This is a genomic window from Teredinibacter haidensis (genome assembly GCF_014211975.1).
GTDB classification, from domain to species: domain Bacteria; phylum Pseudomonadota; class Gammaproteobacteria; order Pseudomonadales; family Cellvibrionaceae; genus Teredinibacter; species Teredinibacter haidensis.
Window position 1 is genome coordinate 946,954 of record NZ_CP060084.1, and the last position, 22,978, is coordinate 969,931.

The window sequence follows — 22,978 nt, forward strand, 5'->3', positions numbered from 1 at the left end:
AAGTAATGATGACGTTATGATGTTAAAACGAGCACAACAGTTGGGTTGCTACAGTCTACTCGCGATAATTGGATTTCAAGTAAACCTCGTGTGGTCACAGGGCTTTTTAGACATGCCCGATACCACCGAAGTGCCGGAGTATGAACGTGAAACGATGTTGTTGGATCTTGATATACCGGGGGTACGTTATCGCGATCCCAACCCAGAAGCCGGGCCACGTTTAAATATTAAAGAGTTTCGATTGCAGGGGATTGTAGAGTACCCGGAGCTTGGGATTACGCGAGAAGAAATCATTAAGCGGGTGGAGGCTATTCGCTTTGATTTAATGAAGGAGGGGGAACATACCGAATCTGGCTTTACCTTGGATGAATTGGGAGCGATGTCGAATCTTATTGTCGATATAGAAAAAAGTACTCCTGTTCAACATGTTGGTTCTCTGGAAGTTCAAAAATTTGTGTTCTTAATTCGTGATCAGTTACGTCGCCGTGGCGTAACACTGGGAATGATTGAAACGGTTGCCGATACTATTACGCAGCTGTATCGCGAGCGGGGTTTTATCCTCGCCAAGGCGTATATTCCAAAACAGCAAGTTAGGGATGGGGTTGTGTCATTATCCTTACTTCTAGGGGAGTTGGGTGATGTTGAGGTGGAAGACCATACGCGTGTTTCGCCAGATCTGATTGGCCGTGTTTTTAAAAACGATTTACATAAGCCTGTCGCGAATTGGAAAATCGACGAAGCACTCACCTTGATTAATGATATTCCTGGGCTTCGGGCGCAAGGATTTTTCTCTCCGGGGGGGCAGGTTGGCGATACCCGTATGACGGTGAAAGTTACAGAAGAAAAGTGGACGACAATGAACGTTCGCCTTGATAATCATGGTTCTAAAAGTACGTCAGAAAATCGCGCCTACGCGGATATTTATGTGCATAACCCACTGGGTTATGGCGACGAATTGTATGTTGGGGTACTGAACTCCTATAATCCTGACAGTAGTACTTATGGTTCCATTCGTTACAATTCTTTTATCTTAAACCCTCGTTGGCGAGCAAGTGTGGGGTTTTCAACCAATGACTTTGTGTCGCGGAATCTTCGGCAAGCTGGTGCGTCGTACTTTACGGGCCAATCAGACGTCGCTGATGCATCTCTAAAACATGTATTTAAGCGCAGCCGTGTTAACAACTATTCTGCTGAAATTAAGTTCATGGATATAAACACGGAGCTGGATACGCAATCCAATGTAACGCAAGAAAATGTGAAAAAAACGTCGCTGTCTTTTAATTTTGATCTTTTGAATGAAAAGCGGCGACAGTTATATTTGGGTTATATGGCGCTCCATCAAGCTAGCACTAATGAATCTGGTGGTTTTGATGGCGCGACCAGTGGAAGTGAAAGTTACTTATCATTTGATTTGTCGATGCTTAGCTTTTTAAAAATACCGTTTACATCTTCGGAGTCTCGCATTGTATGGAAAAGTAGTGGGCAGTACGCAGGCAAGAGCCTTTCTAATTTGAATCAAATTAATTTAACTGGCCCAACACGTACACGAGGGTTTGGCGTGAATGGTTTACAAACCGACGATGGTCTATATGTAGGTGCCGATTGGATTTTTACGCTTCCTAAATTCGGTGGTAAAACACTGCTTGGTGAGAATATTAACCGTGTTTTTCAACCTTTTTTCTTTGTGGATTCAGGCTATGGGGTTTTACATCCTCTCACGGATGGTGATGGAGATATTACGGGGAAATTGGCCAATGCCGGTGTAGGCTTAAAAGTCCACCATTCCCGTTTTGGCGGGAGTATCTCTTATTCGACGGTACTGGCTGACGATGTGAATGAACTGCAAGATGAAACGCCAACCAGTAGTGTGTATTTCGAGTTGCAGGTGACTTTTTAGTGTGGCGTGTGTGTTTTTTCCGGCGCTTTCTTGCTTCTAAGGCGACACCGCGCCGCCGATAGAACCTTGTATCTAGAATTTCAATATTAACCGTGAATGCATACAGCTAATATTGTTTGACATAAGGCATTGGTATAAAGATTTTGGATGTTATTCCTGCCGGCATTAGGCTTCTTTCGGAGCTCGGCCAGGTCGAAGTGACTACATTATGATTACAATATGGTGTGGGGTAGATAGCGGCTCATGTCTTGGGTTATTGGGCTTGAATCCTCTCGAATGGATATGCCTGCTGCTTGATCATCTACCAGCCAGCTGCCGATCAAGGTATAGTTTTCGCCAAATTTCGGTAGCATATGCGCAGCTTGGTAGATAAAGCCTTCTTCGCCATAGGGGCCAGATGATTCCGCAATGGCGGATTTGTTGTCCATTATGGATATGTTGGCGCCTTCCCGTGAAAAGATGGGTTTTTTTACCATCGATCCAAAGTCTCCGGCACTGTCTAATTCGTCTTCAAAAAAAGCCGGTAGTAGATTGGGGTGGTTTGGAAACATTTGCCAGAGTAATGGTAGTAAGGCTTTATTCGAAACAATACTTTTCCATGGTGGCTCTAGCCAGCGGATATTATTTTTCCCAAGAAATTCGCCGTACTCTTCGGTAAACATAAATTCCCACGGATAGAGCTTAAACATCCAGGTAATAACGTGGTTTTTTAGATCGGTGAAATTACCTTCTGCATCGCAACCGATATTTTCAATTTCTACAAAATGTGTTGTTGCTCCAGCCGATTTTGCACAGTCTTCTAGATATTGGACGGTGCCGCGATCCTCTTCTGTATCTTTGCAGCTTGAAAAATGCAGCTCACGGTCAGGCGTTAGTACTTGTAGATCTTTAAAACGATTTACCAATTTTTCTTGGAGGCTATTAAATTGGTCGGATTGTCGAGGCAGGGTTCCAGAATCTACATTGTCTTGCAGCCACAGCCATTGCCAAAACCCAGTTTCATAGACGCTGGTGGGGGTATCGGCATTGTTTTCGTAAAGTTTGGCATGGCCACTGCCAGAGTAGGCGAAATCTAGCCGGGAATAGAGGCTAGGATCGCCATTTTTCCAAGAGGTGCGTACAAAATCCCAATGTGACTCCGGAATTCGAAAGCGTCGCATAAGCTGATCATCGGCAATGACGTTTTCGACCACAGCGAGACACATTTGATGAATTTCTTCTGTGGGCGCCTCAATGCCTTTCTCAATTTGCTCAAGCGTAAACTGGTAATATGCGCTTTCATCCCAATAGCGTTCACCGTGCATGGTATGAAATTTAAAGCCAAATTCGTTGGCTCTTTCCTGCCAAGACGGTCGCTCGCTAATAGGTATACGCAACATAAGTTTAGCCGCCCCAGCCGCGTGACTTTCCACCGCCCCAGCTGGATTTGGCCGAGGCCACCGAGCCGAAACCGCCTCGAGACATTGTTCGAGTTGCGCTGGGTTTTGCTCGCAGGTTGGATTTTCCGACTTTGTAGGAGCTTTGTCCGGCGCGGCCTATGACTTTACCATCTGCCGTCATAAGGCGATCGTTATAGCTGGAAAAAGGTCGATTGTAGCGGTATACCGGATTAAATATACTACCGCGGCTATAGTCGTTGCGGCTCATCATACTGCCGATCATATAGCCGGCCATCATGGGCATGAAGACGCCATTGCTCTGGCGACATTGCCCGCTTCCAAATTCGGATTCACAATTGCGTTGTGAGGTGTATTTGGGGCCGGTGCGTTCTGCTTCTATTAAAGCGCGTTGATAGGCCGCCTCACATTGTTCTGCCGACAGTTTCGTTCTTGAAATGCAGTCGTCCACTGAATTAACGACCTGAACGTCTTCTTTGCTGCTGCAGCCAGCTAATGTTATTGCCGCTATCGCCAGGGCGAGAGGGCGGACGATAGGGATTTTTTTCGCAGATACCTTGCGCATAAAATCCAAGCTTATATTCTTTGATCTTTTCATGACGCCCCCTTTAATACGCCATGCAAGCTGCGTTAAGCAAGCCTACGGCAATATTGGTTGCGGCTAACATAATGCCAGCACTGGTTTCGTTCGATTCAATTCGTTCGACGATGCGGGGCATAAAAACGAAACGGACAAGGAGGAAGGCGAGAGTTTGGGCCACGAGAGCTACTGCGCCCCAAGTCATGAAATCCACCAGAGAAACCGAATTGCTCGCTGCACCGCTTAAGGCAATGGCGAAACCGACTATGGCGCCCCCGAAACCGATAGCTGCGGCAACATTCTGCTGTTCTTTTATTAGCTTCCATTCGTCGTGGGGGGTAACAGCGGCGTAAAAAAACTTAAAAACAATAATAAAAACGAGCGATAGGCCAAAGTAGGCTCCAAAGTGGAGGATACTGGTTAGAAGTTCTGGTTGTTCCATAGCGGTTTCCTTTGTTAACCGTGTGAATGTATAGAGGTGTCTTTTACCCGTGAATAGTGAGCTGGGAAGGGCTTAATGTTATGCCTGTACTGAGAACGAAACAGCGGCTCAGGTTGCCGGATTCTACTGTTTCTTCCGCAGAGAGGAATAGTGATTCGGTGCGACCATCGGAAATGGGTCGTTCAAATAACATAGTGAACTGATCGGTTTCGGATGATTCCCCATCGCTGTCGTACGTTTTTTCAGTCATTGGAACAGGGTTGTGATAATTACTGGCAGACGTCCAGACTCGTTCATAGCTCTGCCCCTCTAAACCGTACACCGGTGTTCCCATCTGTTCGTTGAGTAGTGTGTCCCAAACTTTTTTGGTGCTAATGTCCTGGGTATCGTAAAAATAGAAAAGCTTTACATCAACCACATGCGTATCGGTTTTCCCACCATCGGCAATCACTTGTAAAAACGCATCGTCATCGGTGTAAAAACGGAATACCCAAGCACCACCAAACTCGGCAATACCTGCGGCTTTAATAATATGTGTTGTAGCGGCTCCCTTGGTCACTAATTCACTTTCGATTAACTTGAACAGCAGCGGATCAACTTCAAAGCTTCCCCCGAGGCGCAAGCCCATAATGCTGGGCGCATCTTTAAGAGGTTCATCTTCTGATTTTTTACCAAACAACTTACTGAACATAGATTTCTCACAATAAGGGCTAATGATACCTCAGTTTGGGTCAGGAGACCTTTCTAGAGTTCAAAGCACTGGTTTTTGGCTAGTCGCTTTGCGGCAATATAATATAATAAGTCGCCCTTGCGTACAGACAGTTCAAGCGGAGGGTTAAGGTTTATAGTGTGCTTGTCTTTATGTTTTACGCCAATAATGGTTGATGCAAGATTGGTTTTGAAGTGGTTAAAAATAGCACCGAATTTCAGGGCTTCATCACTCTCGTAAGCTACTGAATATTGCGTCATTCCGTAGGTGCTATCGAGTAGCTGCATGTGCAGCAATGAGGAGCCCGGATCGAGCGACGAGCGAGCCAGCATCTCTACAGAAACCGAGGGTATAACTTCGATGTTTGGGCAGTGCATGCGCAACAATTCACCAACACCTTCATCTTGAAAGTAAACGGTTTTGTGACTGTTAGGGCTCATACGCTCGCAAAAAAGCGCCGTTGTTAAGGTTACGTCGTCTAATGGTGTATCGATTATGATACGACTGGCGTTTGAAAGATTTGTCCGCTTCATTGATTCCGCATGGGAAAAAGATTCTACACGAACAAATTCGATTTTACCCGGCATCGGATTTTCAATATCTGCGACCACACATAGAACAATCGGTTCACGGTGCCCGTTGGTGTTGGATAGCAATAAATCTATTAAGCGCAGTGTGCGCGCAGTATTCCAGCCAATAATAATGCAATGCTTTTCAGTCTGGATCATGCGGAATCCTTTTTTTCCCTTAAGGGCCAGTGCAGAAAGATAAAAACCGGCTCGGGTCAAAACGAGTGCAAATAAGCTTAAGCCAATGGGAATAACCCATAAGCTTGCCGCTAACTTGCCTGCATATGTTGAGGGGGATAGATCCCCGTAACCGACGGTTGAGGCGGTGACAATCAGCCAATAGAAGAAATTTTCTGCCGTAATTAAATCGGCTTCACCAGCCCAAGCCATTAGCAGATAGGATATCAATACGTAAAATACCACGCCCGCCAAGGTGGACGCGGTATTCATGTTTAAAAACACAACCGCCATACGGCGGCTCAGTTTTAATAACAGCACCGACTACCCTTTTTTGGCGGCGAGAAGCTGTGCCAGTTTATCACTACCACTTTTTTGTCCGCCGGGCTGAATGCCCGCCGCTTTTAACTTAGCATCCAGGCTACTGCCGCTTTCTTCGCTGGCCAATTCTTCGGCCGCTTCCAGCTCAGCACTGCGTTGCTGCTGCATAGCCTTAATGCGCTCAAGACTACCCAAAGCGGTTTTCACTTTGCTGTTAGCGCCCGTATGACGAGAGGAAACGGCTACCTGTGCTTTTTGAACCGACTCGGTGGCTTTTATTTGATCAATCTGTTGTTCCATTCTGCGAACATTGGTTTTCGCTTTGGCGATATTGGCTTTTAATGTTTTTTCTGATGTAACAAAGCTGTCTAGCAGGCTTTGCTCTGTCTCAAGGTTCGTCTCCAGCTCTCCAACACGCTCTGCGCATTCTATCGCGAGTGTTTCATCACCTTTTTCATTAGCTGCAATGGCATGATGAGTATAGGTGTCGACATCGGTTTTTAACGCATTCACCTTGCCTTCAGCAAGTTTTCGCTTGGCCATAATTTTGGTGAGACTTTCGTCGCAGGCTTGCAGTTCTTTTTTGGCTTCTCGCATTTCTTGATCCAAGATGCGTATGGCTTGTGAATCGGCTACGGCTTCGAGGCCTTCGTTAGTTGCTCCGCGCAAGGCGGTCCATATTTTCTTCAGGCTCATGCTACGGACTCCACACTTAGGTAATCGTTATATAGATCTAAGAATTCAGCGGCGTTATCGAATAGTGTCTCGATCTCTTCAATGACTACACTCTCTTTACTGTCGATGGATAAAGCGCCAAAAGCGACGTAGTAGTCCTCACCGCCAATTTTATTGAGACAAATGGTCGTGAGTGGCACCAGTTGGTGGGTGCGCAGTATTAAGTCATTTAAGGCGGCTGTGTCAGTGACACTAGCCGCAGGAAATAGGGCGGTTTCCACGAGAATCTGCTTACTTCCCGCATAAATAAAGGCATCGACACCTTCATCATTTGAAATGCTAAGGCAGTCGCCTTCGACTTCCACAACCCATAACGGCTGGGCGTCGGCAATCAACTGCAGGGTGCTGTTACTCCAAGACATAAGCTTTTTCCTTTCCAGTTAGTGTGTAACATAGGTCACAAATATATCACTATGACTAATAGTGTCAATCATAAATTACTTTTGTTGCCTTGGGGGCGCTCCGTATGTAACATGGAACACAATTGTCCTCGCATAGGCAGACATATGAATCAAGATCAAAGCCTTAGTAATCGCCAAACCCTCTCGCCGTATAAGCAGGCCATTACGCGCTATATCCGTGCGGCACTGGTACTTAAAGGGATGAAGTATGATGATTTAAGCGTCAGCTTGGCTCAACGAGGCATCATTATGACGCCGGAAAACTTACGAAGCAAAACCCACAAGGGAATGTTTTCAGCTGATCTATTCACCATGATTATCGACGTGCTCGGGGTGGAGAATGACGCCTTACGCGAAATATTGAAACAGGTTCACCATGATTAAACGTCTGTTACCCACGGAAGCGCTGATTTTTGTTGCCCTAATGTGGGTGATTTATCTTGTTGATCTACTGTTGCCCGGTTTTAGCTTCAATGGTCTCGGTATTCAACCCAGAACCTTTGCGGGGCTTTCCGGAATCTTTTTTGCTCCTTTTCTGCACGGTGGGCTGTTCCATCTTGTTTCCAATACGCTTCCGCTCTTGGTGTTGGCCGCTATTTTACGTTTGTCGATTGGCGCGGGTTTGATGGTCGGAGTGATGTTTTGGAGTGCTATGGGTTCGGGTATTGGTGTTTGGCTATTCGGTTTTGGCGGTATTGTTGTTGGTGCATCCGGGATGGTCTTCGGTCTTATTGGGTTTTTATTTGCCAATGCCTACTTTAACCCGAGTCTACGCAGTTGGCTATGCGCCGGAATATCTTTCGTTCTTTACAGTGGCACATTGCTGTCGTTACTGCGGCTATTGCCGCACATATCCTGGGCCGCTCATTTTTGGGGTTTTGTTGCCGGTATGATGTTAGCAGCACTTTTCAGAAAGCAAGAAAAGCAATCTGCAAGCACATAGAGCTGTCTTTTCCTGTTTTCGCGCTTCAAGTTTGGGGGCGGGTTTTCTGTTGGCTCTAGAAAATGTTTCTTCGTATTCACTGACCAAGCTCTTGCGGCAAAACCGCTTCCTGATCCACAAATCCCCCATACTTTCTCATGGCGGGAAGTAACTCCAAGTCCGCAAATTCGCAGCCGGTTAGGTGGGGGTCTTTCTGCCGCTCTTTCCCGCTGCTTTCGTGTGCATGCCCAAGCCCTTGTTGTAATCGTTCAATTAGTGGTAAATAACCCGGTTTCCAAGCATCAATTTCGGGAAAAATGTGTTTAAGGGCTTTAAGTATTCCCATCCCCGAATAATCCAGGTCCCCCCAGAATCGCACGTTAACAGTGGTATGTTGTTGCGGTTCAAACCACCAGTTTTCGAATAAAGTGAAGCTCGATGGTCTAGCTCGTTCACCATAAAAGGTAAAAGCGACATTGCCATGCTCTCTTATTCGGGTGGCGGAACCGCGAAAACCCGCTGCGTAAATAAGGGTGGTGTTGTGAAGTTCTGCGTTGGTAAGCGCCAGAAAGCTATCCTGGTTTTCGATAAAGAGGACTCGGTCGATTACATCGGAGAGGCATACTGTCATTAAAATGGGGCGAGCTAAAAGATTGTGGCTGGCAGAAGGGTAGAGGTTACGAACAAGTTCTTCGCGGTGATCGAGAAACTTTGAGTCCCCCCAAAAACAACGAGCAGATAGCGCGCGTAACGTGATTGGTTTTTGCAGCATTCCTCCCATACGAGAAAATGCGCGCAGTGTCTGTTCTGCCCCTTGGTCTGGCAGGCGGATCATTTGCTCTGAAAGGGATTGACCGTGATCCTCGAAGCGATCTTTTAGCTTTCGTAGCGTGTCTTGCCAAACGAGCGCGTAAGGGTCCAATGCTGGGCGATTTAACCAGTCTCGAACCAGTTCTTCCTTTTCGGGATTAAAAACAATCTGAGCATTATCGTAAGGCTCTTGGTAGGGTTTGTTGCGGGCAAAGCGAATGGAGATAATGTGATATTCATTGTTAAGGGATTTAACTAACGACCAGAGGTATTTCACTTCTGGTGATCCGAAGTCGAAGAGCTCGGGTAGTGTTTTGGCGTTAATCCGCATCGACAACCGATGCCCTTTTTCCAGCTTGTGTAGAAAGGTGTCGAGTAAACCAATAATTGCCGGTTCTTCATCTACCCAGCGAGGACGTGTACGAAAAACATTTTCTTTTATATTCATAACCGCTTCTCCCCACCTGTTAGGTGCCGCACAGAATACTTGATCGCGCACCGTAATCAAGATTAAGCATACACCGACGATAGTTCTTCTTGCGAGATAAGGCGCAAAAAATTTATTCGTAAAGATTAGTTATTTAGGTGACATCGATAGTGTTGGATCGATGCGTTTTTGTTTGTTTAGCGCTTGTGAGCGCTTGTTAGTGGTGCAACAATTGTTAGGGCGCATCATATTGGTGATGAATGTTTTTATGCGCGCCAATTGCGATTACCTGATGTCGAGGGATTGGTTGTAAATGTTGTCTAATATGTCAGTTTAACCGCATAGCGTAAATCTCGGGGGCTTGCCCCCGAGCTGGATAGCGTACAATGGCTTTAGCCATTGTGGGGTAGCCAACTTATGGAGTTACGTCGAAATACTCATCATGTGTATAGAATAATGTATCACTTTGTATGGATACCAAAATATAGGCATAAAGTTTTTGAAGAACCATTTCGAGCAGATTTGAAAGCCATTATCCAGAAGATCGGATATGACTACGATATAGAAATTGTGGAGCTTGAGATTCCAGTAGATCATATACATATGGTTGTAAGAGCTGAGCCTAAAGATTCACCATCAAGTATTATGCAGAAAATCAAAAGCTTATCGGCAAGAGAGTTTTTTCGAATACACCCACAAATAAGGCATAAATATTTCTGGGGTGGCAAATTGTGGACTCAAAGCTACTTTGTCGAAACGATCGGAAATGCGAGTGAAAAAGTCATTCGCGAGTATGTTGAGAATCAACTTGAAGCTATGAATAAAGGTGAAGAAAACAGTAAGCAGCTGGGGCTCTTCTAAAAACTCGGTCGCTTGCGGCCGAGTTTTTTATGTGGTTGGTGTGAGCATTGACATCGATATTGGTGTGGCTACTATGCGAAGCTCGGAGGAGTTTTTCGACAGTTAAATTATAGTTAATAAAAAAGCGGAAAGATAATTTAAGTAGTGGTACATGCATTGCTTAGATAAATAATAAAGTCGATCAAGAAATTACCGTAACAATGCCCGGCAATAAAAAATGAATTAAGTCGGTATTTATAACGAAATTTTGGCGCGTAAGTTTGGGTGACTAAGATATATCAATTGTTCCGATAACAAATAGATCCCTGGTGTTTTTTTTGTTAAGAGGACGGTAAATACATTTAAGCCGATTTCATTACATGCAATGTATATACACCATAAAAATTACGTTTTCCCTATATAAACCAAAGTTCCGTTACTTATGACGGTTTTATGGTTTTCGCCGTTGAGTATTGCGCTATAGGCCAAGAAGGGTAGTGTTTAAGTGTTTCAGCAATTTGACAAATTGAAAACAATCGTTTTGGAGAGATTAAATGTTTAAGCAAAAAAAAATTGCAGTGGCCGTTCGTTTCGCCAGCCTGGGGTTGGGAGCCTCCTTGCTGACTTGTTTACCTGCGTTGGCGCAGGACAGTGAGGTTCCTAATGAAACTTCTAAGCAGGAAGAGATGCTTATTACGGGCTCACATATTAAACGTAGTAGCGATTTTGAAAATGGTGGCCAAGTTGTCGGTATTGACGCAGTCAAAATTGAAGCTCTGGGCAGCTTAAATATTGCCGATGTACTGCGTGCCTCTCCGTTGAACAGCTACGGTTCTTTTAGTGAACGGTCGGGGTCTTCAGCACAGTCAAATGCCTCGATTAACCTCCGTGGTCTCGGTGACCAGCGTACGTTGGTGTTGGTTGATGGTCGCCGTATGGTTGGTTCTCCAAATATGGGCGCGGCTGTAACAAATATTAATATGATCCCTATGGCTGCTATTGAGCGTGTTGATATACAGGCCGATGGCTCATCGGCTATTTATGGTACGGATGCTGTTGCCGGTGTTGTGAATATGATGACTAAGCGCGGGATTAACGGCTTCGAATTGACTGCGCGTTATGGGGATCGCAGTGAAGACGACGGCAGTGAGCGTGCAATAAGTTTGGTTGGTGGTTTTGATACTGATCGAGGCAATATTACGTTTGCTGTTGAGAAGAGTAAGCGTGACCCAGTTTGGGATAAAGATCGTGACTATACGGCGCCTTGGGCACGTGACGAGAATGGTAACGGTGTAATTGATGCCTACGTTGAAACAGACGGGTATTCCTATTACGGTAAAGCGGTTGAACTTTGGGATCCCAATACGGAATATTACGGCCTAAAGGCTGCCACAAGTTGTGCGGCTGGAGATGGTTTCTATGGTGAAGCGAGCGCTGACATGGCGTTTGGTTTAACGGATTCCACCGTGTGCTTGTACGGTTATGCCGATATTTCAGCCAACAAGGCCAGCCTCGATAAAACCAATGCTTATGTAAATGCGACCTATAAGTTGAATGATAAAGCGGAGTTTTATGTTAGTTCTCTGGTTTCTCGTGTTGAATCTTTTGGCCGTTATGCCCCACCAGCGGCTGGTTGGCCGGATATGCCTGCGGACTATGCGGATGTTCCATTTGATATCGATACGCTTCTGGAATCAGGCGAAATTACGGAAGACTATGAGCTCTACGGCTACTATCGCTGGACTAACATTGGTCCACGCGACAACAATGTAACAGACACCCTCATTGATTTTTCCGCTGGATTACAGGGCGATTTAACTGACAATATCAGCTATGACGTTTACGTTCAAAATAGTAGCTACGATGTTAAGGAGTATGGATATTACTATTTGTCATACCCTGGTCTGGATTATGTTCTGAATGAGGGTATCGACCCCTTTACCGTCGAAGGCGCTGGTGCCATGAGTGCAACCAGTACGCAGGATAACTTCAGTAAGATGTCTAAAGTCTACGGCCATATGCAAGTCGGTCTAGGTGATCTCTTTGGCGCTGGAGATGTGATTGGGTTGGTTGGCGCAGAGAGCATGGAATTCAGTTATCAAAACAAATATGACCGTGCCTCTGAGGCGGGTTTAGTTGGTGGTAGTTCAGGAAACTCTTCTGATGGGGATCGCGATGTTGTCGCCATATTTGGCGAACTACTCGCCCCAGTGGCTGACAGGGTTGAATTGAACGCATCTATACGATACGACTCTTATAGCGATTTTGGTGAAAATGTTTCTCCAACTATTAGCGCTACTTGGGGTGTTACGGATGAAGTGACTTTACGTGCCCGTTATGGTCAGGGATTTCGAGCACCAGGTTTGGATGAACTCTATGGCCCTGAGAGATTTTCTGCTGAAGATGCTTCAGACCAATATACCTGTGCTCTGAGCGATATTTCTCCTGAAGAGTGTCCAAGTCGTCAGTTTGATACTTACTACTACACCAGCCCAGATCTATCGCCAGAAACGTCTGAATCGCTGAGCTTCGGTATTAACTGGCGTCCGCTGGATAATTTGACTCTTGATGTAGGTTATTGGGACATCAATATTCAAGATATTATTACTCAGCCACTACCGCAGGAATTATTCGATGCAGAGCTTGCTGGTGTGGTATTGGTCGCTCGTACCTACGTTGATCGTACGGGAGGTTTACCCGTTATACACAGTACTTATACGAACAGCGGTGACCTAGGTGCTACGGGATTAGATTTCCAAATTGATGGCTATATAGATACACGATTCGGTACGGTGACTAGTGATCTGTTAGTCGCATATAGTCTTTCATTTGATGAGTCGGCATACTTTACCGGTGGAAATCAGAATACCGCCGGATATAATCTGCAACCAAAGGTAAAAGGCCAGTGGGGAATTGGTTGGTCTCTCGCTTCGAACCGTGTGGACCTGATCGTTGAATATATAGGTCCATCGGCAGAGCAAGACTTTGTCGTTCGAACAGGCAGTAAATCAGTTTTGGAAAAATCAGATGAAGATTTGGATAGTTTGACTACATTGAACCTCTCCTACTCCTATGATTTGGATACCTTTGGTGAGGTGAAGATTGGCGCTCGCAATCTGACCAACGAAGATCCTGTTCTTGATAGAGATGGCAAATTCGATGGCAGTCATTACGAGCTTTATGACAGTACTGGACGAGTATTGTTTGCCGAGTATAAAATTAAATTCTAAATTAGCTTGGACGGTTGTTAGTTTGCAGCGTTTAGGTTTTGTTAGCGAAAATATCGAAACCCACCTTTTGGTGGGTTTTTTGTTGGATGGAATTAAAAGTGCGATAAGGACGTAGCTACTAGCATTGCACAATTTTATTTCTGTACTTGTACTCGATCAAAAAAAAGGTGTTAAATTGAGTTTTGCCTGTGGTGTCGCCGCAGTGGGGAAAGTAGACCAGTATGTTCTTGTGTGCTGCTTAGCGTTGTAGTTTTTTTTGGTCAAAAATTAGAACAGATAGATTGCTTGGTTGTTCTTTGATAATAGTGATAGCTGGGTTGTAGGTAGGTTTGTTTGTGTAGAAGGTCAACGTTAAGCCGTTATAATCGGGGCTCGATAAATTTTATAGACGGTAAAGCTTGGGAGCCTCTGGTCAAGGCTGGAACATATTTTGACTTGATCAGAGCTTTCCTAGTATTGCAGATAGTTGGGGTTTGGACATGAGTGCTAAGTGTGGAGAGCATTGGAGTACGTTTTGGCAGCAAGGTTATATCACGACATTTGGCGTTTCAAAACCGCATAATTACGATGGTACAACTTTAGCTTTTTGGCGAGACCATTTCCTCGCGTTACCCAGTAGAGCCAAGGTGCTTGATATTGCCACTGGGAACGGTGCAATAGCCGCCATTGCGATGGATGTGAGCAATAAAAGCAGTAAGAGTTTTTTGGTCTCAGCAACGGATATAGCGGTAATTAATGCGTCTGTCCACGGTTGCTATGCCAGTGTTCGAAACGGTATCGAATTCCACAGCAACACTCCGTGTGAGAAGCAGCCCTTTGAAAGTCATTGTTTTAATCTTATCACCTCACAATTCGGCTTTGAGTATAGCGATATAGGTAAAACGCTAGTTGAGGTGCGCAGGTTGTTGAGAGAGGGCGGACGTTTTGTGGCAATTAGCCATCATACTGATTCAGAATTGCTAAAAGCCTCTAGAGTGGAGCTTGATATTTACAGAGAGGCCTTGGATGAATTGGATTTGTTTGGCTTCCTGTCAGGCTATTTTTATACGCTCGGCACCCCTGAACAAAATAAGAATACTGAGGAGAGGGGGCTTCGAAAAGCAACAGTCGGTGCGCAGGAATTAAATCGCCGAATGAATACGTTTATGTCTTCGCATAGAAAAGATGAAACAGCAAAAGGAGTTGTGAGTGCAATCGTTCAATTGGCCAAGGTCGCTTCCACAAAAAGTAGAGATGAGCGCGTCAAGTTGGCGAACAACGCGGAAGAACGTTTTGTTCAGGCCAGAGCCAGGTTAAAGGATATGGCTAGTGCTGCTCTGGATCAAAATGCAATTGATCAACTAACGAAAGCAGCAATGAAATTGGGGTTTACAACAGTAAAATGTAAACCCACGGTTCTTGAAAATAATTCTCTGGTTGGCTGGGAAATATTGATTGCTTAGATCGGGTGTATACTCGTATTTAGAGTCCATTGATTGCCACCTAAGGACTGACTATAAAACCCAAGATTTTCTGTTTCTGCACTATCTGCGATAACATGTTCATAATCAATTGACCTTTTCATGATGCAGGTTTTCGGTTGACCAGTGCTCGTGTATTCCGTTCGTCTACTAGCACCTGCGCCGGTGGACGTCACTTTTGTTAAAGCGAAAGGCGGAGCTGGGCCGGTAAGTGAATGATCCTGGGCGAGAATGAATCTAACTCATACTTTTGCCCTCTTAACAGGTATTGCCCCCTGAATTGTTGCTTTCTCGGTTTGATACTCATTTCTGTACGAGCCCCGATTCGGAACCCGAGGCTTCAAGATAAAAAGGTAGGAGGGATCTGGGCAGAAACGGCAAATTCGGTGGCAGATATTACGAGCTTTATGAGGGTGCCGGATGAGTATTGTTTGCCGAGGACAAAATGAAATTCTAGATAGCTGTACCGTAACAGCCTAAAGGTTACTTTTTCACCGCTTACATAAGTAATAGCCAGTTGAGGCTCGCTATTTTTGTGTAAGAAAAGGCTGTATTCTTCCGCGCGGGGACTACTTGGGTTTACCTAGATGTTTTTGAAGTGAAAAACCAAGTGCTTCAGGTAGGAGAAGATGCTTATTCTTGTGGGAATGAGTTAGGACGGCTTGCAAATTGTCTGCTACGGTTTGTAAGGCTTAACCTATAGCTCTGGCTGATCTCCATTGGAGGCAAGTGCGAACCACACATCGCCTGCTGTAGCCGAATTTACTGAACTGCCACGACGACAAGCTAAAGAATGTCCAAGCTCTATACAAATCCAGTCACCCTACTTACAGCACTTTTGGTTATATCATTTCTTGGCTTTTATGTGGTAACGAAAGCTTCTCGCCTGGATGATCCCCTGCTTCCAGTGCATAAGAGTACCTACCCATGGAAGACGTTTAACAGCTCAGATGCGCAAGATGGTGGTTCGTCTATCATCACCATTAACGACGATACTTATAGTCTCGATTTTGACTATAACCTGGCCAGTAACGTTCAGTTTTCCTACGCCTCGCTGGGGGTTACTTTTGGCGATTATAAGCACCCGGATAATCATATCGATTGGTCTAAGTACGCTACGGTGACTTTATCGGTACGTTGTGCCCCCCGCAATGTGCTCGCCTTTGCGCTTCATACCTTCGACGAGAAGGTCACCGATAGCCGCCAGTTTTCTACTTATCGCGTGTCCACTACTTTTTTTACCTGCTCTGAGGAGTGGAGTAACGTGGAAATCGACCTAAAACGTTTAGATACACCTGAGTGGTGGCTACAGCGTTACGGCTTAGATTTTTCCAATCAAGACTACCAGCTCGACAAAATAAGGAGTTTTTCTATCGTAAACTCCCCTCAAAGCCGCTTGGATACCCTCTCTAATGTGAAAATTGGTGAGGTTGTGCTTCACGGTCGCAGCCGGGTGTTTATCTATTTGTCTGCTGCACTCGCAATCACGGTGTGGCTGACGTTTATCTACGGGGTTTTTCGCCGGCACATCCACAAGAAAATTTTGGCTGTGCAGGAGAAAATGCAACAAAACCGACCTCTGATAGCCTATCAACAGCTACCTGTGGAGTCCCGAGAGAATCAGGATCAAAACGCCGTATTACGTTTTATGGCCACAGAATATGCTAATCCGGATTTAACCCTGCAAATGGCGGCGACCTCTCTGGGGGTTAACCGCACAAAAATTAATGAATTATTGAGGGATGGTGTGGGCGTAACGTTTAGCACTTACCTTAATAAGCTGCGCCTCACTGAAGCAGCGCGTTTATTGTTGGAACGTAGCGGCAGTATTGCTGAAATTGCTTATTCAGTGGGTTACAACAATGTCTCGTACTTTAACCGTATATTTAAGAGCCAGTATGGCTGTACGCCCAAGGCCTACCAAAAGCAGGCGGTAGAGGAAAAACACTCCTAGTGGGCCGCTATTGTCTTCAACAATGTGCAAGAAACCTTTCACTATCTGCAATTTTTCATCTTTCCCAGGTTAATTTATCAAAGCGGCGTTACAGAATAAGCTAGTGTGATCCACTTGATATTTATCGCACCGAGTATGGGCTAGGGCAAAGATATAGGGGCTTTCGGGATAAGTACCTTTAGTCTCTGCGCAATCTCTAGCGAGGCGAATGGCGTTCTTAATAAGGTATTCAACACTCCCTCGGTGTCTGTATCACCCCTTACCAATGGAAGGCTCGGCGACTGCTTGAGCTTGCTCGGTAGCGCCCTGCTTGGGAGGTAAAAATAATAAGTGGATTGGAGGCAATACCAATCGTTCTGTTAACCCTTAGGGACACCACCACACACATCATTCTTCTTTGATTGTTTACGTAAAGGGATCTGGCGTAACGACGAAGGGAAGAGCGTTGCTTTCGAAAATTAACGTTAGCTGTACTGGCTATAACCATAAGAGAGATATAAAAACATATGAAAAATATAGTAATGACGATCCTTTTAATTGTCACGGCCACAACCATCGTTGCATGTGGCGGTGGTGATGGAGGTGACGATCTCAACACGCTACCTACACTCACGCCTACAGCAGCTCCCACGCCAGAGCCGACATCGGAGCCGACATTGGAGCCGACACCCGCTCCGACCCCTGAGATCCCTTCCTCGAGCCTTACAAAGGTGGATGACTTTGGGGAAAACCCAAGCAACCTGGATATGCATGTGTATGTACCCGAAAACTTGCCAAATATGGCGCCCATTTTACTGGCGGTACATTACTGTTCAGGGGATGGTCCAACCTTTTATCGGAATACCCAGTATGCGAACATGGCTGAACAGTATGGGTTTATCGTGATATATCCCACGGTTACACGTAGCTCCAAGTGTTTTGATGTGTCGTCACCCGACGCCTTGACCCGTGATGGCGGCAGCGATCCGGTTGCGCTGATGTCTATGATTCAGTTTGTTCAGAGCCAATACAATACAGATGATACACGCATATTTGTTACCGGCGTATCGTCAGGTGCGATGATGACCAATGTGATGCTTGCTCTGTACCCTGAGGTGTTTAACGCTGGCGCAGCGTTTGCAGGTGTGCCTTACAGCTGTTTTGCGACAAATGGTTCGTCAGAATGGAATAGTTCATGTGCCAATGGCACTACAGCTAAAACAGCGCAGGAATGGGGTGATGCGGTTCGTAATGCAAACCCGGATTACACGGGTGAGTATCCTCGCTTTCAGCTGTGGCATGGTACAGCCGACGAAGTGCTTAACTATGCAAACTTTGGAGAAGCTATTAAGCAGTGGACGAATGTTCATGGAACCTCGCAAGCCCCTGTTTCGACTGAAACTTTGTCTAACGGCGCTACGCTAACTCGCTACGGTCAGGATGCTGGCGCGCCTTTGGTAGAGGCGTACAGTCTTGAAGGTGTTTCCCATAATTTACCCGTTAACGAGGCGGCAGTTATGGCTTTTTTTGGCTTGGATACTGAAATTTAATATCCTTTGCTGCGTTCAAGTTGTCACTGCGGTGGCAACTTGAATTCTCCAGGATGGGGGAATTGGTTATGGCGAGATCAACACTCCATCGTTTACCTGCTGTTTTGGAACGAGTACCTGCTAGTAGCTAAACACCCTCCATAAAGTCCAGCATTCCCTGATGTCGCACCATCTTGCGATGTTTTGCCCATAAGCCCTTAATTTTTTCCTTATTGCAGGCTTTTCGATCGACCAGTACCCGCGTGTTCAGTTCACCCACTTTGGTGGCGGTGGGGCACTTGCTGAAAACAAACTGGTTACTGATTAAATCCATAAAGGGGCCAGATTTACTGGTGGGCATAATAAAGACCAGTTGTAGGCCCAAGGTTTCGGTTAGATAGTTAATGACTTCCCGTGAGCGGGTTTCGTCCATTTTTGAGAAGGCTTCGTCTACCAGTACCATGCGCAGGTGGGCATTACCCTCGTTAAAACGAAAGGCGGAGGTAATGGCGGCTGAGCGAATGATATAGGCTGGTGTTTCCAGCTGGCCGCCCGAGCCGGTGCCGTATTGGCTGAGGGCAATAGGGGCCTTGCCTTCGGGTTCTTTGTAGATTTCGTAGTGGCGATAGTTGCGGTAATCGCTGACTCGGCCGAGTTCACGCAAGGCGACCTGCTCATCTTTATCGAGCAGCATCTCCAGCATTTTGTCGCGCACGGCGCAGGCTTTTTCCGACAGCTCGGCATCGAACAGGCTGGTGCCGTCTCCCAGATTGGGTACGTCGATCACTTCTTTAAAAAAGCGCCAGTAATCCCTAAACTCGGGCACCCATTCATAGCCAAAATAAAAGCGCTCCCGATCAGCACCAAAGCGGTGATGTTCCAGCTCGCGGTTTAGATCGTCGAGAATGCGCTTGCCGTCGCTAATGGCCTGGTAGATTGAGTGGCACAGGTTGGTAATAAAGGCGGTGTTAAAACTGTCTTTCAGGCCCGTGAGTTTGTCGTACTTGTCTATCAACACGTTATTTTTCAGGCGATTGCGAATTAAATCCACTTCGCCGCGTAGTTTGACCAAGCGTTGAAAAAACTCGTCACCGTGACGATCGCCAAAACCGGTATCGTATAGAATGGAGTCGTGTTCTTTGCATTGCTGGTTGTGGCTGCGAATGGTATCAAAAAGTTCGCGCTCGATTTTTTCCAAGCTGCCGCTCAGGGTTTGAACTTCATCTTCAAAATTAAAATCGTTACTCGATTGTTTTGCTCGTCGATCAGCTTGCTGTAAAGCGTAGGTGCTATCGAAATCCGGGTGCCAGTCACCGATGCGCTCGATGGCGACTTCAGCTTCTTCCTGGGCTTCCTGGAATACGTCAACGGCGTCGGCCAGCTCTTTCACCTTCTTTTCGCACTGGCGTTCACGCTCCAGTAAGCGACCGGACTCCTTGCCCAGCTCGCGATTTTGTTCTTGCTGTTCGTTATAGGCTGTTTTGAGGCTTTGAAGTTGTTCTTCTAGTAGCTGGAAATCACTCAAATCCAAACGCTCCAGGGCTGACTCGGCGTTTTGAATGTCTCGGTGGAGTACAAGTATGGTTTGAATTACTTCGGCGCACTGTACAGGCCGGATAGCCTCTACCTGTTCGAAAATACGTGCGATACGCTGGTAATCCTGTTCGGCGCTGTTCGCTTCTATGGCGATTTGCTCGCGCTCTTTCTCTTTCGCTTTTAGCGCACGCTCACGGGCACCCTGGCCGAAGACCAGTTCACTATCATCAAGATCGCATCGCCACATGCTGTAACTGCCTGACCCCAAACCTTCGGGTGTAATACCGCGCGCTGTCGAGCGCAAGGCTTCGGCATCCTCCACCCGAATTACTGAGCCGTAAGAGGCTCGCAGGTAGAACTCAGCGGTTTTGTGGCTGAAGTCCATGACTTCGATAACCGAATGATTCGGAAGCGATAGGCGTTCGGCATCGCGCTGGGCCTTGTAACCCTGAATAACACGGGCGCGATTGCGGCGGGCATCAGCTAGGTTGCGCACAATACGAATAGCCTCGGCTTCGTATTCGTGCTCCACAATAATCGAAAAGCGAGCACCGCCAATATAGCCTTCGATGGCCATTTGCCATTTGGGGTCGAGAATTTCAATATAGTCGCAGAGTACTCGTGGGTCTGCCTGCGGACAGATTTTCTTTATAGCGGCCAGCGCGCTTTCTACATAGGGCGGGTAGTTGATTTTTTTACTTTGCAGTAATTGAATTTCTTTTTGTTTCTGTCGCAATCGGTTTTGCAGATCTTCTCGTTTGCGGTTTTGATTGGATAGCAGAAGGGCAATCTGGTCGCGGATATTGCTTCCGTTGTTTTGTGGTTGTGAGTGTAGATAGTTGGCCCAACGGCGATGATCGGTTTCGGCCTGAGTTACCTTCCCCAGGTAGGATTCCAGTGGTGCGGTGTCAATCCAGTCTCTGCCCAGTAAGCGGGTTAGGTCAAAATCTGTGAGTTCGGCGCTGGCGGTAACGGTTTTGGCCAATGCACGACATTCTTTACTGTCGAGCGCGGGAATATCCACCGCAAGAGAAAATTCGTTTAAGGCGCTGGTGAGCTTTTGGCTTGACTGAATATTACGTTCTAGTTGGTGGTGCTGTTCCAGTAACGGCCGGGCTTTTTCTGCCAGCGTACGGTTTGCGTCGGCAATGGATTTTTCCAAAGCGTCCTTGTCTTTAAGTGCGGTAATGCCCTGGCGTTGTGCTTCCAACGTAATAATGTCTTCGTGTGTTTGCCGGTGGAGCTGCTCACTTTGGCGAATTTTATTTTCGTTTTCGATCAGGGATTCATGGGTTTCTTTTTGATTCTGCTTCGCAGAAACATAGGCATTGTGGTTGCTGTCAAAGCGGCGCGAGGCTTCGATATATTCTGCCAGGCGGCGTTCCACCCAGGTATCGATATAGCGTTTGGCTCCATCGGTGGCCAGGGTGAGGGTCTCAATGGAATCACGTATTGCTCTGGTATCGCTTTCCATTTGATGAATGGTTTTCATCAGCTCGGAAACGTTGCGAATAGCATCGCCTAGATCTTTAGGTTCCAACACTTCACGGGCGACAAATTCGTTAATGCTTTTAACTGGTTTGTAGGCCATAAAATTGGAGAATGTACGCGCTGCGTGTTTGGCCTCACGGTCCGATACGGCTTCACGGCGGCCGCGGAGCGCGCCGTAAAGGCGGCGCAGATAAGCACCTTTTTTATCGTAAATTTCAATGTTTTTGCTGCCGAATTCCTTTTTCAGTAACGTGGCAATTTCTGTAATAGGAACGATATGTTTACCATCGGGGTATTCACGTACAAAGTGTGAAAGTGCCAGTTGTTCTCCGGGCGCGATTAAAAAAATTAAATCGTCCAGTCTTGCCTGTTTTTGTGTTCCGGCGCTATCGACATGGGCGCGTATACACATCACGGCAGTAAAGGCTTCGCTATTTTCACCCTGCGTTGGGTGAAATATGCCAGCAACGTAACCATCAGTGGCGTGGGGGCGAGCATAGCTGCCGTCGTCGCAACCCAAAACATAGGAAGCGAGGGTACGTACCTGTTTGCCGCCGCGCCCCTTCTGTGTCGTTTCGTCTTGACCCGGGTTGTAGTTAAACAGATTTTCGTGCGCGGCTGTCATTAAAGTTTGAATCGCATCCGCCGCTGTGGTTTTACCTGAGCCGTTGCCGCCGGAAAATAAATTGATGGGGCCAAAATCAAATTCCAGATGTGGAATATTGCCCCAGTTAACGAAGACACCTTTCTTTAAAAACATTAGTGGGCATCCTCGTTGTTCACTACATCACCATGTTCGGGGTTGTCGAACATGGTGCTGGCTACGATGTTATTCGGTTTTTCTTCACTTGTTTCAATGGGCGGCTCACCCTTTAAACTGTTTAGCACTTCGTCGGTCACAAAACTGGTGATGGAGGGTTGAATACTGATCCAGCTTTCATCGCTATCTAGCTCGGTATCGATATTGAATTGGATTAAGCGCAACTGGCGCAAGCGGGTAAAAAGCTTGTTTCGCTCGACTTGGCCTTCCGGTAGATGGCGTTTGAGAAGGTTGTTGATGGCGATGGCCAGCCCTTCCAGCGAAATCATAACCCGACCTTTTTCATCCACCTGGCCTTCCCGAAGGGCCTTTTCGTATTCTGCGCGGAGCACCAAAATAACGGCGACTTCCTGTTGGCTGGGGCGAGAGCGAAAACCGCTGTTATAGGGAGAGTTTTCGTCGTCTATCAAACCGGGGATTTCTGCGCCCGGCGGGTAGATGCGAATAAAGGCAAACTGTCGGTTGTGTTGAATACGGATCCCGATAATGTGTAAATATTCTTCTATTAAACCGGCACACTGAAGATAACGGTCGTAAAGAGTTGCCTCAATCTGACTTTCGTCGCGGCAGATTACGCCGTAATCTAAAAGACGGATTAAAATTTCGGAATATTCATCACGGCTTAGGCCGGATTTTCCCAGTTGTTCTGTAAGGAAGTTTTCGATCATTTTGTTTGTAGCTGTTGTTTCCACTTAAATTGGGGGTGTAGGGCAAAGTATTTTCTTCAAACTGTCGCGACGGTTGATGATATG

At 46.3% G+C, this 22,978-nt stretch carries 18 protein-coding genes; 8 read left to right on the forward strand and 10 right to left on the reverse strand.

Annotated elements, in window-relative coordinates; all coding sequences use genetic code 11:
- Positions 1 to 16: 16 nt before the first annotated feature.
- A complete protein-coding gene (locus H5715_RS03830) occupies positions 17 to 1,897 on the forward strand; it encodes a ShlB/FhaC/HecB family hemolysin secretion/activation protein (RefSeq protein ID WP_075186903.1) in 1,881 nt (626 codons plus the stop codon).
- A gap of 212 nt (positions 1,898 to 2,109) precedes the next feature.
- On the opposite strand, the gene H5715_RS03835 is transcribed toward H5715_RS03830, so the two are convergent.
- The 7 genes from H5715_RS03835 to H5715_RS03865 are packed head-to-tail and all read right to left on the reverse strand — an operon-like array spanning position 2,110 to position 7,189.
- A complete protein-coding gene (locus H5715_RS03835) occupies positions 2,110 to 3,276 on the reverse strand; it encodes a glutathionylspermidine synthase family protein (RefSeq protein WP_075186904.1) in 1,167 nt (388 codons plus the stop codon).
- A 4-nt stretch (positions 3,277 to 3,280) separates the two neighbouring features.
- Complete coding sequence (locus H5715_RS03840; RefSeq protein ID WP_075186905.1) at positions 3,281 to 3,892, reverse strand: DUF1190 domain-containing protein; 612 nt, start codon at positions 3,890 to 3,892, stop codon at positions 3,281 to 3,283.
- A 10-nt stretch (positions 3,893 to 3,902) separates the two neighbouring features.
- Positions 3,903 to 4,316: a DUF350 domain-containing protein gene (locus tag H5715_RS03845; RefSeq protein ID WP_075186906.1), complete on the reverse strand. Its 414-nt coding sequence runs from the start codon at positions 4,314 to 4,316 to the stop codon at positions 3,903 to 3,905.
- 43 nt (positions 4,317 to 4,359) lie between these two features.
- On the reverse strand, positions 4,360 to 5,007 hold the full coding sequence (locus H5715_RS03850) for a YjfK family protein (RefSeq protein ID WP_075186907.1): 648 nt from the start codon (positions 5,005 to 5,007) through the stop codon (positions 4,360 to 4,362).
- Between the two features lie 53 nt (positions 5,008 to 5,060).
- Positions 5,061 to 6,092: a potassium channel family protein gene (locus H5715_RS03855; RefSeq protein ID WP_083608139.1), complete on the reverse strand. Its 1,032-nt coding sequence runs from the start codon at positions 6,090 to 6,092 to the stop codon at positions 5,061 to 5,063.
- A 3-nt stretch (positions 6,093 to 6,095) separates the two neighbouring features.
- A complete protein-coding gene (locus H5715_RS03860; protein ID WP_075186908.1) occupies positions 6,096 to 6,788 on the reverse strand; it encodes a PspA/IM30 family protein in 693 nt (230 codons plus the stop codon).
- Positions 6,785 to 7,189: a DUF2170 family protein gene (locus tag H5715_RS03865; RefSeq protein ID WP_075186909.1), complete on the reverse strand. Its 405-nt coding sequence runs from the start codon at positions 7,187 to 7,189 to the stop codon at positions 6,785 to 6,787. The genes H5715_RS03860 and H5715_RS03865 overlap by 4 nt, the downstream gene beginning before the upstream one ends.
- 144 nt (positions 7,190 to 7,333) lie before the next feature.
- On the opposite strand from H5715_RS03865, the gene H5715_RS03870 reads away from it, so the two are divergent.
- The gene (locus H5715_RS03870; RefSeq protein WP_075186910.1) at positions 7,334 to 7,612 is read left to right on the forward strand and encodes a DUF6471 domain-containing protein; all 279 of its coding nucleotides are present in this window, start codon (positions 7,334 to 7,336) and stop codon (positions 7,610 to 7,612) included.
- Positions 7,605 to 8,171 carry a rhomboid family intramembrane serine protease gene (locus tag H5715_RS03875; protein ID WP_075186911.1) on the forward strand — a complete coding sequence of 189 codons (567 nt, stop codon included), beginning with the start codon at positions 7,605 to 7,607 and terminating at the stop codon, positions 8,169 to 8,171. The genes H5715_RS03870 and H5715_RS03875 overlap by 8 nt, the downstream gene beginning before the upstream one ends.
- A gap of 76 nt (positions 8,172 to 8,247) precedes the next feature.
- Here H5715_RS03875 and H5715_RS03880 read toward each other — a convergent pair whose 3' ends face one another.
- Positions 8,248 to 9,408: a DUF2220 family protein gene (locus H5715_RS03880; protein WP_075186912.1), complete on the reverse strand. Its 1,161-nt coding sequence runs from the start codon at positions 9,406 to 9,408 to the stop codon at positions 8,248 to 8,250.
- 396 nt (positions 9,409 to 9,804) lie between these two features.
- On the opposite strand from H5715_RS03880, the gene tnpA reads away from it, so the two are divergent.
- The 5 genes from tnpA (at position 9,805) to H5715_RS03905 (ending at position 18,400) form a co-directional block, all read left to right on the forward strand.
- Entirely contained in the window at positions 9,805 to 10,248 is a 444-nt protein-coding gene (gene tnpA, locus H5715_RS03885) for an IS200/IS605 family transposase (protein ID WP_185906594.1), read from the forward strand.
- Positions 10,249 to 10,781: 533 nt separating this feature from the next.
- Positions 10,782 to 13,457, forward strand: coding sequence for a TonB-dependent receptor plug domain-containing protein (locus tag H5715_RS03890; protein ID WP_075188120.1), 2,676 nt, complete (start codon positions 10,782 to 10,784; stop codon positions 13,455 to 13,457).
- A 479-nt stretch (positions 13,458 to 13,936) separates the two neighbouring features.
- The gene (locus tag H5715_RS03895) at positions 13,937 to 14,899 is read left to right on the forward strand and encodes a class I SAM-dependent methyltransferase (protein ID WP_075188119.1); all 963 of its coding nucleotides are present in this window, start codon (positions 13,937 to 13,939) and stop codon (positions 14,897 to 14,899) included.
- A gap of 811 nt (positions 14,900 to 15,710) precedes the next feature.
- On the forward strand, positions 15,711 to 16,871 hold the full coding sequence (locus H5715_RS03900) for a helix-turn-helix domain-containing protein (protein ID WP_075188118.1): 1,161 nt from the start codon (positions 15,711 to 15,713) through the stop codon (positions 16,869 to 16,871).
- A 506-nt stretch (positions 16,872 to 17,377) separates the two neighbouring features.
- Positions 17,378 to 18,400 carry an extracellular catalytic domain type 1 short-chain-length polyhydroxyalkanoate depolymerase gene (locus H5715_RS03905; protein WP_075188117.1) on the forward strand — a complete coding sequence of 341 codons (1,023 nt, stop codon included), beginning with the start codon at positions 17,378 to 17,380 and terminating at the stop codon, positions 18,398 to 18,400.
- 127 nt (positions 18,401 to 18,527) lie between these two features.
- Here H5715_RS03905 and H5715_RS03910 read toward each other — a convergent pair whose 3' ends face one another.
- Positions 18,528 to 22,166: an ATP-binding protein gene (locus tag H5715_RS03910; protein WP_185906595.1), complete on the reverse strand. Its 3,639-nt coding sequence runs from the start codon at positions 22,164 to 22,166 to the stop codon at positions 18,528 to 18,530.
- Complete coding sequence (locus H5715_RS03915) at positions 22,166 to 22,894, reverse strand: DUF4194 domain-containing protein (RefSeq protein ID WP_075188116.1); 729 nt, start codon at positions 22,892 to 22,894, stop codon at positions 22,166 to 22,168. Before H5715_RS03915 ends, H5715_RS03910 begins: the two co-directional genes overlap by 1 nt.
- Between the last annotated feature and the right edge of the window lie 84 nt (positions 22,895 to 22,978).